Source organism: Streptomyces sp. NPDC050842, from assembly GCF_044456565.1.
In the GTDB taxonomy this organism is placed as follows: domain Bacteria; phylum Actinomycetota; class Actinomycetes; order Streptomycetales; family Streptomycetaceae; genus Streptomyces.
Map to the genome: position 1 here is coordinate 373,783 of NZ_JBITGA010000009.1, position 16,334 is coordinate 390,116.

Consider the following 16,334-nt stretch of genomic DNA (forward strand, 5'->3'; position numbering starts at 1 on the left):
CCGACACGGTGTTGCAACGCAGCGGGGTGCGGACCCCTCCAAGGGACCCGCACCCCGAGCAACCACCTACGTCGTACGACGCCGCCGCGCCCCCGGCCGCCGCTCGGAAGGCCGCGTCACCGGATCCCCCGCCTCCAGCGCCGCCTCGCGCCGCCGCAGCCCGAAGTCCGCCAGCGCCTCCGCGAGCTTGTGCACGGACGGCTCGGGCGACAGGACGTCCACCCGCAGCCCGTGCTCCTCGGCCGTCTTGGCCGTGGCGGGCCCGATACAGGCGATGACCGTCACGTTGTGCGGCTTCCCGGCGATACCGACCAGATTCCGCACGGTCGACGACGAAGTGAAGAGCACCGCGTCGAAGCCACCGCCCTTGATCGCCTCCCGCGTGTCCGCCGGCGGCGGCGACGCCCGCACCGTCCGGTAGGCGGTCACGTCGTCGACCTCCCACCCGAGCTCGATGAGCCCGGCGACCAGCGTCTCCGTGGCGATGTCGGCCCGCGGCAGGAACACCCGGTCGATGGGATCGAAGACCGGGTCGTAAGGCGGCCAGTCCTCGAGAAGCCCCGCCGCCGACTGCTCACCGCTCGGCACGAGATCCGGCTTCACACCGAAGTCGACGAGCGCCGCGGCCGTCTGCTCGCCCACCGCCGCGACCTTGATCCCGGCGAAGGCGCGCGCGTCGAGCCCGTACTCCTCGAACTTCTCCCGCACCGCCTTGACGGCGTTCACGCTGGTGAAGGCGATCCACTCGTACCGCCCGGTCACCAGACCCTTGACCGCGCGCTCCATCTGCTGCGGAGTGCGCGGCGGCTCGACGGCGATCGTCGGCACCTCGTGCGGCACGGCGCCGTACGAACGCAGCTGGTCGGAGAGCGAGGCGGCCTGCTCCTTGGTACGCGGCACGAGCACCCGCCACCCGAAGAGCGGCTTCGACTCGAACCACGACAGCTGGTCCCGCTGCGCCGGGGCGCTGCGCTCGCCGACCACGGCTATGACCGGCCGGTGGCCCTCGGGCGAGGGGAGGATCTTCCCCTGCTTGAAGACCTGTGCGATGGTGCCGAGCGTCGCGTTCCAGGTCCGCTGGCGGGTGGTCGTACCGGCGATCGTGACGGTGAGCGGGGTGTCCGGCTTACGGCCTGCCGCCACCAGTTCACCGGCGGCCGCGGCCACCGAGTCGAGCGAGGTGGACACGACGACGGTGCCGTCGGAGGCGCCGACCTCGGTCCAGCACCGCTCGTCGGCGGTCCTGGCGTCGACGAACCGCACGTCCGTGCCCTGCGCGTCGCGCAGCGGGACACCGGCGTAGGCGGGCACGCCGACGGCGGTGGCGACACCGGGGACGACCTCGAAGGGGATGCCCTCGGCGGCGCAGGCGAGCATCTCCGCGCCCGCGTTTCCGTCGAGGCCGGGGTCGCCGGTCACCGCACGGACGACCCGCCTGCCGCCCCTCGCGGCCTCCATGACAAGATTGGCGGCATCCCTCAACACGGGGACTCCGGCGGCTGTTGACGCCTCGTCAACAACCGTCAGCTCAGGCGTGCTCACCCCCGCGCGCGCATGGTCGCGAACGACCTCGAGCACCTCCGGCTCGGCGATCAGGACGTCCGCGCCCGCGAGGGCCTCGACGGCCCTGAGGGTCAGCAGTCCGGGGTCTCCCGGTCCTGCGCCGAGGAACGTGACGTGGCCGTGGCCGGTGAAGGCCGAGGACACTGGGCTGGTGGTCGGGCGGGTGGGGTTCAAAGTGCTCGCTCCCCCATAAGACCAGCCGCACCCTTGGCGAGCATCTCGTCCGCGAGTTCGCGTCCGAGCGCCATCGCCTCGTGGTGCGAGGTGGGTACGGGACCGGTGGTGGACAGCTGCACCAGCGTCGAGCCGTCGGTGGTGCCGACGACGCCGCGCAGGCGCATTTCGGTGACAACCTGCCCGTGACCGGGGTCGTCGGCCAGCAGGTCGGCCAGCGCACCCACAGGTGCGGAGCAGCCGGCCTCCAGGGCGGCGAGCAGGGATCGCTCGGCCGTCACGGCGGCCCGCGTGTGCGGGTCGTCGAGAGCGGCGAGCGTGGCGACGAGCTCGGCGTCGGACGCCGGGCACTCGATCGCCAGGGCCCCCTGACCGGGGGCGGGCAGGACCGTGTCGACCGACAGGTGGTCGAGCGACAGGGAGCCGGTCAGCTCCGCGGTCCCGCCGATGCGGTTGAGACCGGCCGCGGCGAGAACCACCGCGTCCAGTTCACCGCTGTGTACGTAGCCGACCCGGGTGTCGATGTTCCCCCGGATCGGGACACAGGTGATCTCCAGGTCGTGGCTCTGCGCGTACGCGTGGAGCTGGGCCATGCGACGCGGCGACCCGGTGCCGACGCGGGCGCCCTTGGGCAGCCGGTCGAGTGTGACGCCGGCCCGTGCGATCAGTACGTCGCGCGGGTCCTCGCGCTTCGGGATCGCGGCCACCACCAGGTCGGGGTGGGGCGTGGTCGGCAGGTCCTTCAGGGAGTGGACGGCGAAGTCCACGTCACCGGCGAGCAGCGCGTCGCGCAGGGCGGCGACGAAGACGCCGGTGCCGCCGATCTGCGCGAGGTGCTCCCGGGAGGTGTCCCCGTACGTCGTGATCTCCACGAGCTCGACGGGCCGGCCGGTCAGCTGCCGGACGGCGTCGGCCACGTGCCCGGACTGGGCCATGGCGAGCTTGCTGCGCCTGGTCCCGAGCCTCAGTGCCCTCTCGGTCATACTCGCCCTCGGTTCTTGACGTCGGCGTCATTCAGGTCGGCCCGGCTGACGGATGCCACCGTCTCCGGGTCGAGGTCGAAGAGTGTCCGCAGCGCGTCCGCGTACCCGGCGCCGCCGGGCTCGCTGGCCAGCTGCTTGACCCGCACGGTCGGCGCGTGCAGGAGCTTGTCGACCACGCGTCGCACGGTCTGGGTGATCTCGGCGCGCTGCTTGTCGTCGAGGTCGGGCAGCCGGCCCTCCAGCCGGGCGACCTCGCTGGCCACGACATCGGCGGCCATCGTGCGCAGGGCGACGACGGTCGGGGTGATGTGCGCGGCGCGCTGGGCGGCGCCGAAGGCGGCCACCTCGTCGGAGACGATGCCCCGGACCTGGTCGACGTCGGCGGCCATGGGCGCGTCGGCGGAGGCCTCGGCCAGCGACTCGATGTCGACGAGCCGGACGCCGGGGATCCGGTGCGCGGCGGCGTCGATGTCGCGGGGCATGGCGAGGTCGAGCAGGGCGAGCGGGGTACGGCGGTTCCGCGCGGCGGCCTCGACGGCCTCGGCGGTGAGGACGAGTCCGGTGGCGCCGGTGCAGGAGACGACGACGTCGGCACGTGTCAGTTCGTCGCCGACGGCAACCATCTCGACTGCGCGTGCGGTCACCCCCGTGCCACCGGGCTCGCTCAGGATCTGGGCGAGCCGGTCGGCGCGGGCCAGGGTGCGGTTGGCGATGACGACCTCGGAGACGCCGGAGCGCGCGAGGGTGGCCGCGGCCAGGGAGGACATCGAACCGGCGCCGATGACGAGCGCCCGCTTGCCCTTGGCCCAGGTGTCGACGTCGGCGACGCTCAAGCCGTCCAAGCCGGTCGTGCCCGCGTCCGTACCCTCGGCGAGCTGCTCGAGGCCGAACGTGACGAGCGACTGCCCGGCCCGGTCGATCCCGGTCTCGCTGTGGGCGCGCTTGCCGACCCTCAGGGCCTGCTGGAACAGGTCGTTGAGGAGGCGTCCCGCGGTGTGCTGCTCCTGGCCGAGCGCGAGGGCGTCCTTGATCTGGCCGAGGATCTGGCCCTCGCCGACGACCATGGAGTCGAGCCCGCAGGCCACCGAGAAGAGGTGGTGGACGGCCCGGTCCTCGTAGTGCACGTAGAGATAGGGAGTGAGCTCCTCCAGGCCGACGCCGCTGTGCTGCGCGAGCAGCGTGGACAGCTCGGCGACACCGGCGTGGAACTTGTCCACGTCGGCGTAGAGCTCGATGCGGTTGCAGGTGGCCAGGACGGTTCCCTCGGCGGCCGGTTCGGCGGCGAGGGTGTCCTGGAGCAGCTTGACCTGGGTCTCTCCCGACAGCGCGGCCCGCTCCAGGATGGAGACCGGGGCGCTGCGGTGGCTCAGACCGACGACGAGAAGGCTCATGCCGGCATCACGGCGGGGACGTCCCCGTCGGGTCCCTTGCGGCTGCTGCCCCCGGTGCGGGCGGCGGGCGGCGCGGCGGGCGCACCGGTGTCCGTGCCCGTCTCCGGGCCGCTCTCGGCGCCCGCTTCCTCGCCGGCCTTCCGCTGCTCGTGGAAGGCGAGGATCTGGAGCTCGATGGAGAGGTCGACCTTGCGTACGTCCACGCCGTCGGGCACGGAGAGCACGGTCGGGGCGAAGTTCAGGATGGAGGTGACCCCGGCGGCCACCAGCCGGTCGCAGACCTGCTGGGCGACACCGGCCGGCGTCGCGATGACGCCGATGGAGACGCCGTCCTCGTCGATGATCTTCTCGAGGTCGTCGCTGTGCTGGACCGGGATCCCGGCGACCGGCTTGCCGGTCATGGCGGGGTCGGCGTCGATCAGCGCGGCGACCCGGAAGCCACGGGAGGCGAAGCCGCCGTAGCCGGCGAGCGCGGCGCCGAGGTTACCGATGCCGACGATGACGACCGGCCAGTCCTGGGTGAGCCCCAGCTCACGCGAGATCTGGTAGACGAGGTACTCGACGTCGTAACCGACACCACGGGTGCCGTACGAGCCGAGGTAGCTGAAGTCCTTGCGCAGCTTCGCGGAGTTGACGCCCGCGGCGGCCGCGAGCTCCTCGGAGGAGACCGTGGGTACGGAGCGCTCCGAGAGCGCGGTCAGTGCGCGCAGATACAGCGGAAGCCGGGCGACGGTGGCCTCGGGAATTCCTCGGCTACGGGTCGCCGGTCGGTGAGTTCGGCCAGTTGCCACGGTGCTCCTGCGGGATGAGCGGGGCTGCAGGCGGCCGTATGTCCCAAGACCGCCCCGTCGAATGCAGGCTATGTCTTTGTGAACGCGTGCACAAAGATGGTGTCCGTTTTGTCCGGCCAAAGTGACCGGGGTCACGCGGCTGGTTCCCATCGTCACGGAACCGCGGAGCAGGTCAGAGCGTTGAGATCCCGAAGGGGGCAAAGCCGTACACACTCCTCACGATGCCGCCCCCGAAACCCAACAAAACGTCCACGATGGTAACCGCCTTTCGGTCACACACCCAGTTCGCGCCGGAGCCGCTCCGGGTCCACACGCCAGAAGGTGTGCTGTTCGCCATCGACGAGAACGACGGGGATCTGCTCCCAGTACGCCCGGTGGAGCTCCTCATCGCGCGTGATGTCCTTCTCCTCCCATCGTGCCCCTGTTTCGGCGCACACGGCCTCGATCACCGCCCGGGCGTCGTCACAGAGGTGACATCCCGGCTTGCCGATCAGCGTCACGGTGCGCGATCCGGCGTCCTTCTTCTTCGTCCGTCCGAACATGACGTCCATTCTGTCCAATTAACAGGGGAGCCCCGCAGTGTTCACGCCCCGGCATCGTCACAAGTCGGGAAGTACCGAACAGACTGGCTATGCTCACGGCATGGCCGCTCTGGGATGGCTCACCCCTCGTAGGCGCTCCGCCACCGCGCGCAGCGTCCTCGCAGGCGAGGCCGCTGCCGAGGCAGCGCGGAAGTCCTCGCTCCAGCTGGAACGGGAGCGGGAGGAAGCGGCGGCCGAGACAGCCACCGCGGAGCCCGCGGCCCCGGCCGAACCGGAGTTCCCGGTCGTCGGCGACGTGGAAGCGGCCGCCTTCTTCGACCTCGACAACACCGTGATGCAGGGCGCCGCGATCTTCCACTTCGGCCGCGGCCTGTACAAGCGGAAGTTCTTCCAGCGCCGCGAGCTGGCCCGCTTCGCCTGGCAGCAGGCCTGGTTCCGGCTCGCCGGCGTCGAGGACCCCGAGCACATGCAGGACGCCCGCGACAGCGCCCTGTCCATCGTCAAGGGCCACCGCGTCTCCGAACTGATGTCGATCGGCGAGGAGATCTACGACGAGTACATGGCCGACCGCATCTGGCCCGGCACCCGCGGCCTCGCCCAGGCCCACCTGGACGCCGGCCAGAAGGTCTGGCTCGTCACGGCCGCCCCCGTCGAGACCGCCACGATCATCGCCCGGCGACTCGGCCTGACCGGCGCGCTCGGCACCGTCGCCGAGTCCGTCGACGGCGTCTACACGGGCAAGTTGGTCGGCGAGCCCCTGCACGGACCCGCCAAGGCCGAGGCGGTACGCGCCCTCGCCGCCGCCGAAGGCCTCGACCTGAACCGCTGCGCCGCCTACAGCGACTCGCACAACGACATCCCGATGCTCTCGCTCGTCGGGCACCCGTACGCGATCAACCCGGACACCAAGCTGCGCAAGTACGCGAAGGCCCGGGAGTGGCGACTGCGCGACTACCGGACCGGCCGCAAGGCCGCCAAGGTCGGCATCCCCGCCGCCGCGGGCCTGGGCGCCATCGCCGGCGGCACCGCCGCCGCGGTCGCCCTGCACCGCCGCCGCCACTGACGCCACCGCCACCCGGCGCGCCGAGACCCTGCCGATACGTTTCGGCTGCGATCATCTGCGACAACCCCGGACCAGCCGCCCTCACCCGTCCGTGGTCGAACACCACCGCACAGGTCGACTCCCAGGCATTCCGGACTCCTTACCCAGCAGCGGCCCCGATCACTCCCCCGTTCTGCACTTGAGCACAACGCAACGCCCGCGCAGTCACACTCGGAAGCAATCCGATCAACAACCGGTCACGAATAGCGACTAGTTACGACTGCAAGCAGTAACGGAAACGACGTAATCGGTGATTTGAGCAACTGGGTGTAGCGCTGCCTGTACGAAGCGTTATTCTCCTCAGACGCACAAAGGACCCCTCCCGTCGCCACGACGAGTGAACGGTCCCGCACTGCACGTGATGGAAGCTCTGCCTCTGGGAGTCCCGTGTACCCACACGTCGGGGTTGACACCTCGGGCCTGGCTACGCTGCGCGCAACGGTCCTCGACCACTTGCGCGGCTTCGTCCCCACCGCGTACGCCGGCCCCGTCCCCGCCTTCGCCTTCGCCTCACCGGCACCCGCCGGCCCTTGCTATGCCCTGGCCGACGGCAGCGCCGCCGTGGGCAGACGGGGAACCCGCGGCGGCGCCGGAACCTCGACCGCCGCCCGCCGCCCCACCGCCGACAGCGACAGCGCTCGCATGATGGACCTGGTCGAGCGCGCCCAGGCCGGCGAGGCCGAGGCCTTCGGCCGCCTGTACGACCAGTACAGCGACACCGTCTACCGCTACATCTATTACCGCGTCGGCGGAAAGGCGACCGCGGAAGACCTGACCAGCGAGACGTTCCTGCGGGCCCTGCGCCGGATCTCCACCTTCACCTGGCAGGGCCGCGACTTCGGCGCCTGGCTCGTCACGATCGCCCGCAACCTGGTCGCCGACCACTTCAAGTCCAGCCGCTTCCGCCTCGAGGTCACCACCGGCGAGATGCTCGACGCCAACGAGGTCGAGCGCAGCCCCGAGGACTCCGTCCTGGAGTCCCTCTCCAACGCGGCACTCCTCGACGCGGTCCGCCGCCTCAACCCCCAGCAGCAGGAGTGCGTGACCCTGCGCTTCCTCCAGGGCCTCTCGGTCGCCGAGACCGCCCGCGTCATGGGGAAGAACGAGGGCGCCATCAAGACCCTCCAGTACCGGGCCGTCCGCACACTGGCCCGCCTCCTCCCGGACGACGCACGCTGACCGGTCCGCGCCCCCCACACGCGCCCCCACCCAGCGGCCCACGCCCTACCGGTCCACGCCCCGCCCCCCACACCTCCCCCCACATCCCACGACCCCCGCTCAACTCACAGTCGGTGACCCTTCGGTGACGCACTGGTCCGATCATCTTTCGCGCGTAACCCAAGTGCCGCGCCGCTCGTTGTGCGGAATGCAGGCTCCCTGTGGTCACGCCATGCCCGCAGCCACTCACTCGTTCGTGTGGATGTGTTCAAGGTGTGCAACCTTCCGGACACCCCGGGGAGTCGACCGTCATGACGAGAGGAGGTGCCGCCAGTGATCGCGAACGTATCGGCGCACCGGCGGGCGAACGCCTTCGCCCAGGCCCTGGAGGACCGGGCGGCCGAGGGCGCGGCAGCCGAACAGCCCGAAGCTCCAGCCGAACCGGCGGAGCAGGGGCGGCTGTTGGCCTTGTCGAACGGCCTCGGCGAACTGCCGAAGCCACAGCTGGACCCCGAGGTCAAGGTGGTGCAGCGAGCGCAGCTCGTCGCCGCCATGGAAGCGATGCTCATGGAGGGCAGCGCGGCCTCGGGCCCTACGGTCCCGGAACAACGGGCACCGGGAAGCAAGGGAGCCCACCGGGCGTCCCCACTCCGCAAGCTCCGCCCCCGCTCCCGCTGGTCCAAGGGCCTCGCCGCCGGCGGCCTCACGGTCGGTGTGGCCGCGGGAGCCTTCGGCGGAGTGGCCGCTGCCAGCTCCGACGCCCTGCCCGGTGACTCGCTCTACGGGCTCAAGCGAGGCATGGAGGACATCAAGCTCGGAATGGCGGACGACGCCGCGGACCGCGGCGGCATCTACCTCGACCAAGCGTCCACCCGGCTCAGCGAAGCCCGCAGACTCATGGAGCGCGGCCGCTCAGGCGACCTCGACCACGAGTCGCTCACCGAGATCCGCCGCGTCCTGGGCGGAATGAAGCACGATGCCAGCGAGGGCCACCGCCTGCTCCGCGAGGCCTACGAGCAGGACGGCGAGATCGGCCCCATGGCCCGTCTCAACTCCTTCGCCCAGGCCCACCGGGACACCTGGAACGGCATCCGCGACCGGCTCCCCGTCCAGCTCACGGACGTCGGCACCGAGGTGACCGGGGTCTTCGACGCCATGGACGAGGAGGTGGAGCCGCTCCAGTCGGTGCTTCCCCGCACCCTGGAGAAGGACGGAATCACCACCGAGCGCCCCACCAGCGGAACGAGCACCCCGCAGGACACCCAGGCACCGGACACCCAGCGTCCGCCGTCCACCCACGAGGCACCGCCCACAGGCAGCACCTCCGCCCCGCCCCGCCCGTCCGGTCCCACCCCGAGCACCGGCACGAGCTCAAGCGCGAGCACGGACAGCGGCACCACTCCCTCACCGGAGGACGACGGTCTCCTCGGCGGCGACACGGGCGGGCTGCTCCAACCGCCCACGCCGACCGACTCGCCGACGATCCCCACTCCCACGACCCCGACACCCCCCGACGTACCGGACGTGACCCTGCCACCACTCCTGCCGGGCCTGCTACCAGGCTTCGGCATCGACAGCGAGGACGCTCGCTAGCAAGAGGTGAGGGGCGCCCCACGGACGGGGGCGCCCCTCACCTCTGTGCACCGTCAGAAGAACACCGACCGCCGCTGCACCAGCAGCTTGTACAGCGTGTGCTGTATCTGCTCCCTGACCTGGTCCGTGAGGTTGAACATCAGCATCGGGTCCTCCGCAGCCTCCGGCGCGTACCCGTCCGTCGGAATCGGCTCCCCGAACTGGATCGTCCACTTCGTCGGCAGCGGCAACGCCCCGAGCGGCCCCAGCCACGGGAAGGTCGGGGTGATCGGGACGTACGGGATGCCGAGCACCCGCGCCAGCGTCTTGGCGTTCCCGATCATCGGGTAGATCTCCTCCGCCCCCACGATCGAGCAGGGCACGATCGGCACACCAGCCCGCAGCGCCGTCGAGACGAAGCCGCCCCGCCCGAACCGCTGGAGCTTGTACCGCTCCGAGAACGGCTTCCCGATGCCCTTGAAGCCCTCGGGCATCACGCCGACGATCTCACCCGCCCGCAGCAGCCGCTCCGCGTCCTCCGCGCAGGCCAGGGTGTGCCCCGCCTTCCGCGCCAGCTCGTTCACCACCGGCAGGACGAACACCAGGTCCGCCGCGAGCAGCCGCAGGTGCCGCCCCGCCGGGTGCCGGTCGTGGACGGCGACCTGCATCATCAGCCCGTCCAGCGGCAGGGTCCCCGAGTGGTTGGCGACGATCAGGGCCCCGCCCTTCGCGGGGATGTTCTCGATGCCCTTCACCTCGACCCGGAAGTACTTCTCGTACAGCGGGCGCAGCAGTGACATCAGGACCTGGTCGGTGAGCTCCTCGTCGTAGCCGAACTCGTCGACCTCGTACTCACCGGTGATCCGCCGCCGCAGGAACGCGAGACCACCGGCGAGCCGCCGCTCCCAGCCCCCGGCACCGGATACGGCCCCGGACGGAGACGCGGCCCCGGCCTCGACGCCGCTCCCGGCCTCCGCACCCGCACCACCCCCGACCACGCCCCCCGCATCGGCACCGGGCAGCCCTTCCACGGGCCCAGCAGGGTCCTGAGGGCTCTGCTGCGCCCCGGGCAGGGCTCTGACGGCCGCCGCCTCCCCGTCGGCCCGGCTGGGCCGACGACGGGCCCTCGAACGGTCGTCGTCGAACGGAATGACCTTGGCGTCCGCCATCGCTGTCCGGTCTCCTCAGGCGCCGTGGTGAAGTGGGGCAGTGTCACTGGTGGACGGGGCGAGACGGCCGGCAAGCCGGTCCACCGCCCCGGCGAGCATCTCCGGCGGCAGAAGACCCGACCCCCTGCTGCCCGCGAAGTCCGCGAAGGTCTCCGCCGTCGTGAAGCGCGGCGAGAACCCGAGGACCTCGCGCATCTGCACCGTCGAGACGACCCGGCCATGGGTGAGCAGCCGGATCTGCTCCGGTGCGAAGTCCGTGATCCCGACCGTGCGCAGCGCCGTCCCCACCCAGGTGACCGCGGGCAGCAGCACCGGGACGGTCGGCCGCCCGAGCCGCCGCGCGCACTGGGAGAGCAGCAGCACCCCGTCCCCGGCCACGTTGAACGTGCCGCTGTTCAGGGTGGCCCTGCGGGGCTCGTGCGCCGCCAGGCGCAGGACGTCGATCACGTCGTCCTCGTGGACGAACTGGAGCCTCGGGTCGTAGCCGAGCACGGTCGGCATGACCGGCAGCGACAGGTACTCGGCCAGCGGGGAGTCGACCCGCGGCCCGAGGATGTTCGCGAACCGCAGTACGCACACGGCCACGTCCGGCCGGCGCCGGGCGAAGCCCCGCACGTACCCCTCGACCTCGACGGCGTCCTTCGCGAAGCCCCCGCTCGGCAGCGACTTCGCCGGGGTGGTCTCGGTGAAGACCGCCGGGTCGCGCGGCGCGGAGCCGTAGACGCTCGTACTCGACTTGATCACGAGCCGCTTGATCCGCGGCGACTTCTGGCAGGCCCCCAGCAGCTGCATGGTGCCGATGACGTTGGTCTCCTTGACCGACGTACGGCCGCCCGCGCCGAGCGCCGTACCGGTGACGTCCATATGGACCACCGTGTCGACCTCGTGCTCGGCGAGGACCTTCGCGATCGCCGGCCGGCGGATGTCCGCCCGTACGAATTCGGCGGCGCCGAGCTGATGCGCCGGGGCGACCGCGTCCACCGCGATCACCCGCTCCACTTCCGGGTCCCGCTGGATTCGCCGTACGAAACGGCCCCCGAGGTGCCGGGCGGCACCGGTGACGAGCACGACCCTGCCCAAGATCAGCGCCTTCCGTCCGTCTTCCGTTGGTCGCCACCGTAGCGCCTCCGGATTTCGGCGCGAATAAAGCGTGGCCCTTCACCGCGAACGGTGAAGGGCCACGCCTGACGCACTGAACGCTGCGATGCAGCGGTCGCCTTACTTCTTGTTGCGACGCTGAACGCGCGTGCGCTTAAGCAGCTTGCGGTGCTTCTTCTTCGCCATCCGCTTGCGCCGCTTCTTGATAACAGAGCCCACGACTACCCTCGCTCACTTCTCGGAACATCCCCGCCTCCCGGCGGGGATCGGTGCGGGGCGTCTGGGCCCACACGACCTACGTCGGCCTAGCCTACCGTCCCGAGCACCGCGCTTGTAATCCGAGGGCCGTACGCGACTTTCCCGGCTTAACGGCCGCGCGCTCGCTACGCGGTCCCCACCCCCACGAAGGACTCCCTCAGGTACTCGTGAACCGCCTGTTCCGGCACCCGGAAAGACCTGCCCACCCGGATCGCCGGCAGATGACCACTGTGCACCAAGCGGTACACGGTCATCTTCGACACGCGCATCACCGCGGCGACTTCCGCCACGGTCAGAAACTTGACCTCGTTGAGAGGTCGATCGCCAGCAGCCATGACCCACCTGTACCTTCCGCCGCGACGCCCACCGGCTTCCCCTCCGGTGACTCTTCGTCGCCGAGCGCTCACTCGCCAGACTAGGGGCGGGTGGTACGAGTGGGGAAGAGGAGCTGCCATCGGCCGTTTACCGTGACAGACACGCTCGATTGAGTACATAGCGCGTCAGCGGACGGTAGTAGTCGGAGCGCACGCCGTCATCAAGCGGAACGGCCACCGACACCTGCCCCTCCGCCTCACCGACGAACAGCGCCGGATCATCCGTATCGGCAAGCCCGATGGCCTCGATACCCAGCTGACCTGCACCGCAGACCCATCCGTGGTCCCCGACCACCAGCTCCGGCAGCGGCCCGCCGCCCTCGGCCGCGCTTTCGAGCGCGGCCCTGATCGGCAGCGCGGAGTGCGAGTGCGCCCCCGGCTCGCGACCACCCCCCGACAGCCCGGGCTCACGCACCAACGCGACCCCTTGTACGTAGTCGAGGAGGTACGTACGTACGCCGAACCGGGTCGTTATGTCGACACATCGCCCCTGCGCCGGGGTGAGGACAAGACATCCCGCCGCCGACAAAGCGTCTGCAAGCGCGACGTAGAAACCGAGCAGACGATGCGGATGACCCGTCCCGAACAGCACCGGAACCCGTCGAGCGGCCGCCGCACCCAGCCTCGCCGCGAAGGCGTCGAGCCCCCTCAACGTCCGCTCCGGATCGATCACGTCAGGCCCCGACCGGTGCGCCGGATCCCCCGACACCCCGCACTTGTCGGCCATCAACCGCAGCAGATCCGCCTCGCCCCACCCCCAGGCCGGATCGAGCCCCAGCAGCACCCGCGGATCACGCGCGGCGAAGAGCCGATAGCTCCGCAGACTCTCCTCCCGCGACGTCGCCACCGTCCCCGCCAACCCCGCCGCCAAAAGATGCGCCCGCAGCGCACCGGTACTCAACACCCTCCCGATGCTGCCGGAACACGCCGCCCCCGGAGCCGAAACCCCAGGGACAGTGCACAGTCGGCGTAACGAACGAGGAGAACGCCCTCGCCCCGTACGCCCCCACCCCTAGGGAAGCAGTCCCCGCAGCGGGAAGGCAGCCTTCCGGGTCGCGAGCACCGCCTGGTCCAGCCGATCCGCCGGGTCGTACCCCTCGGCCCAGTCCCGGAAGCCCACCGGCCACCGCCCGTCCGTCATCCGCGCCGGCCCCAACTGCCGGGTACGCGCGTACACCTCGTCCCGCCAGGACGACGGGATCACGGACTCCGGATCCACCGGCGCATGCGCCGCGATCCCCACCAGATGCGTCCACGACCGCGGCACGACATCCACCACCGCGTACCCGCCACCGCCGAGCGCGACCCACTTCCCGCCCTCGACGTACTCGTGCGCCAGCTCGTGACAGGCCGACTGCACCACCCGCTGCGCGTCCAGCGACACCGCCAGATGCGCGAGCGGGTCCTCGAAATGCGTGTCCGCCCCGTGCTGCGTCACGAGCACCTGCGGCCGGAAGTCCGCGATCAGCTCCGGCACCACCGCGTGGAAGGCCCGCAGCCACCCCGCGTCCCCCGTCCCGGCCGGCAGCGCCACGTTCACGGCCCCACCCTCACCAGGCCCCGCCGCACCCGTCTCCTCCGGCCACCCCGTCTGCGGGAACAGCGTCCGCGGATGCTCGTGCAGCGAGATCGTCAGGACCCGCGGATCCTCCCAGAACGCGGCCTGCACCCCGTCACCGTGGTGCACGTCCACGTCCACATAGGCGACCCGCTCCGCCCCCAGCTCGAGCAGCCGGGCGATGGCCAGCGACGCGTCGTTGTAGATACAGAACCCGGACGCACTCCCCGGCATCGCGTGGTGCAGCCCGCCCGCGAAGTTCACCGCGTGCGCGGCCTCCCCGCGCCACACCGCCTCCGCCGCCCCGACCGACTGCCCTGCGATCAGCGCCGACACCTCGTGCATCCCGCCGAACGCCGGATCGTCGACCGTCCCGAGCCCGTACGCCTGGTCCGCGTGGCGCGGATCCGCCGAGGCCGCCCGGACCGCCGCCACATAGTCCTCACGGTGCACCAGCCGCAGGGTCGAGTCCCCGGCCGGCGGCGCCGCGACCACGTCCACGGCCCGGTCGAGCCCGTACGCCCGCACCAGCCCCATGGTCAGCGCGAGCCGTACCGGATCCATCGGATGCTCGGACCCGAAGTCGTACTGCGTGACAGCTTCATCCCACATCAACAGTGCGCGGCCGCTCATGCCCGCCACCGTATCGGGCCTCTCGCGAACCGAACGACGTGGCGTACACCACCGTCACCAGGACCAGCACCATCGGCACGAGCATCGCCCCCCGATAACTCCACGCGTCCCCGAGCGCCCCCACCAACGGCGACCCGACGAGGAACCCCACGTAGTTGAAGACATTGAGCCGCGCCACAGCAGCGTCACTCGCCCCCGGAAACAACCTCCCGGCCGCGGCGAAGGTCTGCGGCACGATCACGCTCAGCCCGAGCCCGAGCACGGTGAACCCGGCGATCCCCGCCCACGCCCCCGGCGCCACCGCCACCACCGCGAACCCCAGCGCCCCGAGCACCGCCCCGCACCGCACGACGGTCACGGCCCCCAGCTTCCGCACCCCGAGGTCACCCACCGCCCGTCCCAGCAGCGTCGTCACCATGTACGCGTTGTACGGCACGGTCGCCAGCTCCTCCGAGCTCCCGAGCACGTCCTGGAGGTACTTGGCACTCCAGTTGGAGACGGTGGAGTCCCCTATGTACGCGAAGGTCATCACAAGACAGAGCGGCAGCAGCAAGGCGAAGGCGACCCGACTCCCGCCGCTCTCCCGCGCCTCCTTCTCCACCGCCCGGTGCTCCCCGGCCCCGTACCACCGACTGCCGACCAGGGCTGCGGGCAGCAACACCACCACGACCGGCAGATACGACACGACCAGCGACAGGTGCCAGTGCGCCCCGACCCAGGCCAACGAGGCGCCGGCGATCCCGCCGAGGCTGTACGAGGCGTGGAACCCGAGCATGATGCTCCGCCCGTACGCCCGCTGGAGGTTCACTCCCAGCATGTTCATGGACGCGTCGAGGGCCCCCACGGCGAGCCCGAAGAGCCCGAGGGCGACCGCCGCCTCCCACAACTCCGTGCCGGCACCCACCCCCAGGAGGGCAAGCAGGACGACGGGCTGCGCCCACCGCAGGACCACCGCGGGCCCCACCCGGGCGACGATCTTCTCGGTCGCGACACTCGCCACCCCGGCAAGGATCGGCACGGCGGCGAGGAAGGCGGGCAGCAGCGCGTCCGAGATCCCGTACCGGTCCTGGATCCCCGGTATTCGGGTCACGAGCAGCGCGAACGTGACCCCCTGTACGAAGAAACTGACCGCCAGGGATCCCCGCCCACGCCGCAACCGCGCATCCGTCATGGCGGCTCAGCGTAGGGCCGGGTCCTACCGATGGGTAGATGGATCACAGACCCAATGTCGCGGGGAGCTCGCCCATCGCCCGGAAGAACCCCGTGGCGCCGGCGAGCTTCTCCTCGGGCGTCATCGCCGTGAACCCGTACACGTCCATCCCTGCGGCGACGGCGGCCTGGACCCCGAGCCGGCTGTCCTCGACCACGACACACCGCTCCGGCGCGACGCCCATCCGCTCGGCGGCGTGCAGGAACAGGTCGGGCTCAGGCTTGCCCCGCCCCACGTCCTCGGCGCTGAAGACGATCTCGTCCCGGAACCACGCGTCGAGCCCCGTCTTCCGATGTCCCACCCGAATCCGCTCATGACTCCCGGACGACGCCACACAGTACGGAACCCCGGCCACGGCCAGTCCCTTCAGCACGTCCGCGGCCCCGCACACCGCCTCCAGCTCCTGCTCGAAGGCGGCGAAGACCCGCGCGTGGAACGTCTCGTCGAAGTCCGCGGGCAAGCGCTCCCCAGTCCGCTCCTCGACCAGCTCGTGAATGCGGTGCATGGCGGACCCCATGTAGTCGCGCACCGACTCCTCGTACGAGGTCGGATGCCCGAGCTCCGTCAGATAGCCGGCGAGAAGCGTGTTGGAAATCGGCTCGCTGTCCACGAGCACACCGTCGTTGTCGAAGATGACCAAGTCGTATCGCATGGACAAAGCCTAGAACGCAAAAATGCCTCAACCCCCGGACAAAGTCCGGGGGTTGAGGCTAAAAATTGTTCGGCGGCGTCCTACTCTCCCACAGGGTCCCCCCTGC

At 70.9% G+C, this 16,334-nt stretch carries 16 protein-coding genes; 3 read left to right on the plus strand and 13 right to left on the minus strand.

The window, feature by feature from the left end:
* Positions 1-66: 66 nt before the first annotated feature.
* The 5 genes from ACIBG6_RS29750 to ACIBG6_RS29770 form a co-directional block, all read right to left on the minus strand.
* Positions 67-1,737, minus strand: coding sequence for a uroporphyrinogen-III synthase (locus ACIBG6_RS29750; RefSeq protein WP_399225759.1), 1,671 nt, complete (start codon positions 1,735-1,737; stop codon positions 67-69).
* Positions 1,734-2,720 carry a hydroxymethylbilane synthase gene (gene hemC, locus ACIBG6_RS29755; protein ID WP_399225760.1) on the minus strand — a complete coding sequence of 329 codons (987 nt, stop codon included), beginning with the start codon at positions 2,718-2,720 and terminating at the stop codon, positions 1,734-1,736. The genes ACIBG6_RS29750 and hemC overlap by 4 nt, the downstream gene beginning before the upstream one ends.
* Positions 2,717-4,111, minus strand: coding sequence for a glutamyl-tRNA reductase (locus tag ACIBG6_RS29760; protein WP_399225761.1), 1,395 nt, complete (start codon positions 4,109-4,111; stop codon positions 2,717-2,719). Before ACIBG6_RS29760 ends, hemC begins: the two co-directional genes overlap by 4 nt.
* A complete protein-coding gene (locus tag ACIBG6_RS29765) occupies positions 4,108-4,902 on the minus strand; it encodes a redox-sensing transcriptional repressor Rex (protein ID WP_329622761.1) in 795 nt (264 codons plus the stop codon). The genes ACIBG6_RS29760 and ACIBG6_RS29765 overlap by 4 nt, the downstream gene beginning before the upstream one ends.
* Positions 4,903-5,174: 272 nt before the next feature.
* On the minus strand, positions 5,175-5,453 hold the full coding sequence (locus tag ACIBG6_RS29770) for a glutaredoxin family protein (RefSeq protein WP_399225762.1): 279 nt from the start codon (positions 5,451-5,453) through the stop codon (positions 5,175-5,177).
* 91 nt (positions 5,454-5,544) lie between these two features.
* Between ACIBG6_RS29770 and ACIBG6_RS29775 the strand changes: the two genes are divergently transcribed.
* From ACIBG6_RS29775 to ACIBG6_RS29785, 3 genes are all read left to right on the plus strand, one after another.
* Complete coding sequence (locus ACIBG6_RS29775) at positions 5,545-6,507, plus strand: HAD family hydrolase (protein ID WP_399225763.1); 963 nt, start codon at positions 5,545-5,547, stop codon at positions 6,505-6,507.
* Positions 6,508-6,933: 426 nt separating this feature from the next.
* Positions 6,934-7,725, plus strand: coding sequence for an ECF subfamily RNA polymerase sigma factor, BldN family (locus ACIBG6_RS29780; RefSeq protein WP_055642830.1), 792 nt, complete (start codon positions 6,934-6,936; stop codon positions 7,723-7,725).
* A gap of 312 nt (positions 7,726-8,037) precedes the next feature.
* Positions 8,038-9,297, plus strand: coding sequence for a DUF5667 domain-containing protein (locus ACIBG6_RS29785; protein WP_399225764.1), 1,260 nt, complete (start codon positions 8,038-8,040; stop codon positions 9,295-9,297).
* A 53-nt stretch (positions 9,298-9,350) separates the two neighbouring features.
* Here ACIBG6_RS29785 and ACIBG6_RS29790 read toward each other — a convergent pair whose 3' ends face one another.
* From ACIBG6_RS29790 to ACIBG6_RS29825, 8 genes are all read right to left on the minus strand, one after another.
* Positions 9,351-10,445 (minus strand): lysophospholipid acyltransferase family protein, encoded by a 1,095-nt coding sequence (locus tag ACIBG6_RS29790; RefSeq protein WP_399225765.1) that lies wholly within the window; start codon positions 10,443-10,445, stop codon positions 9,351-9,353.
* Between the two features lie 15 nt (positions 10,446-10,460).
* Positions 10,461-11,525: an NAD-dependent epimerase/dehydratase family protein gene (locus tag ACIBG6_RS29795; protein ID WP_399225767.1), complete on the minus strand. Its 1,065-nt coding sequence runs from the start codon at positions 11,523-11,525 to the stop codon at positions 10,461-10,463.
* 138 nt (positions 11,526-11,663) lie between these two features.
* Complete coding sequence (locus ACIBG6_RS29800; RefSeq protein ID WP_003948845.1) at positions 11,664-11,762, minus strand: 30S ribosomal protein bS22; 99 nt, start codon at positions 11,760-11,762, stop codon at positions 11,664-11,666.
* Positions 11,763-11,926: 164 nt separating this feature from the next.
* Positions 11,927-12,136 carry a helix-turn-helix domain-containing protein gene (locus tag ACIBG6_RS29805; RefSeq protein WP_017240950.1) on the minus strand — a complete coding sequence of 70 codons (210 nt, stop codon included), beginning with the start codon at positions 12,134-12,136 and terminating at the stop codon, positions 11,927-11,929.
* Positions 12,137-12,263: 127 nt separating this feature from the next.
* Positions 12,264-13,079: a phosphatase gene (locus ACIBG6_RS29810; RefSeq protein ID WP_399225768.1), complete on the minus strand. Its 816-nt coding sequence runs from the start codon at positions 13,077-13,079 to the stop codon at positions 12,264-12,266.
* A 108-nt stretch (positions 13,080-13,187) separates the two neighbouring features.
* Positions 13,188-14,366 carry an acetoin utilization protein AcuC gene (locus ACIBG6_RS29815; RefSeq protein ID WP_399225769.1) on the minus strand — a complete coding sequence of 393 codons (1,179 nt, stop codon included), beginning with the start codon at positions 14,364-14,366 and terminating at the stop codon, positions 13,188-13,190.
* Positions 14,335-15,537 carry an MFS transporter gene (locus ACIBG6_RS29820; RefSeq protein WP_399225770.1) on the minus strand — a complete coding sequence of 401 codons (1,203 nt, stop codon included), beginning with the start codon at positions 15,535-15,537 and terminating at the stop codon, positions 14,335-14,337. Before ACIBG6_RS29820 ends, ACIBG6_RS29815 begins: the two co-directional genes overlap by 32 nt.
* A gap of 43 nt (positions 15,538-15,580) precedes the next feature.
* On the minus strand, positions 15,581-16,228 hold the full coding sequence (locus ACIBG6_RS29825) for an HAD family hydrolase (RefSeq protein WP_399225771.1): 648 nt from the start codon (positions 16,226-16,228) through the stop codon (positions 15,581-15,583).
* Positions 16,229-16,334 lie beyond the last annotated feature (106 nt).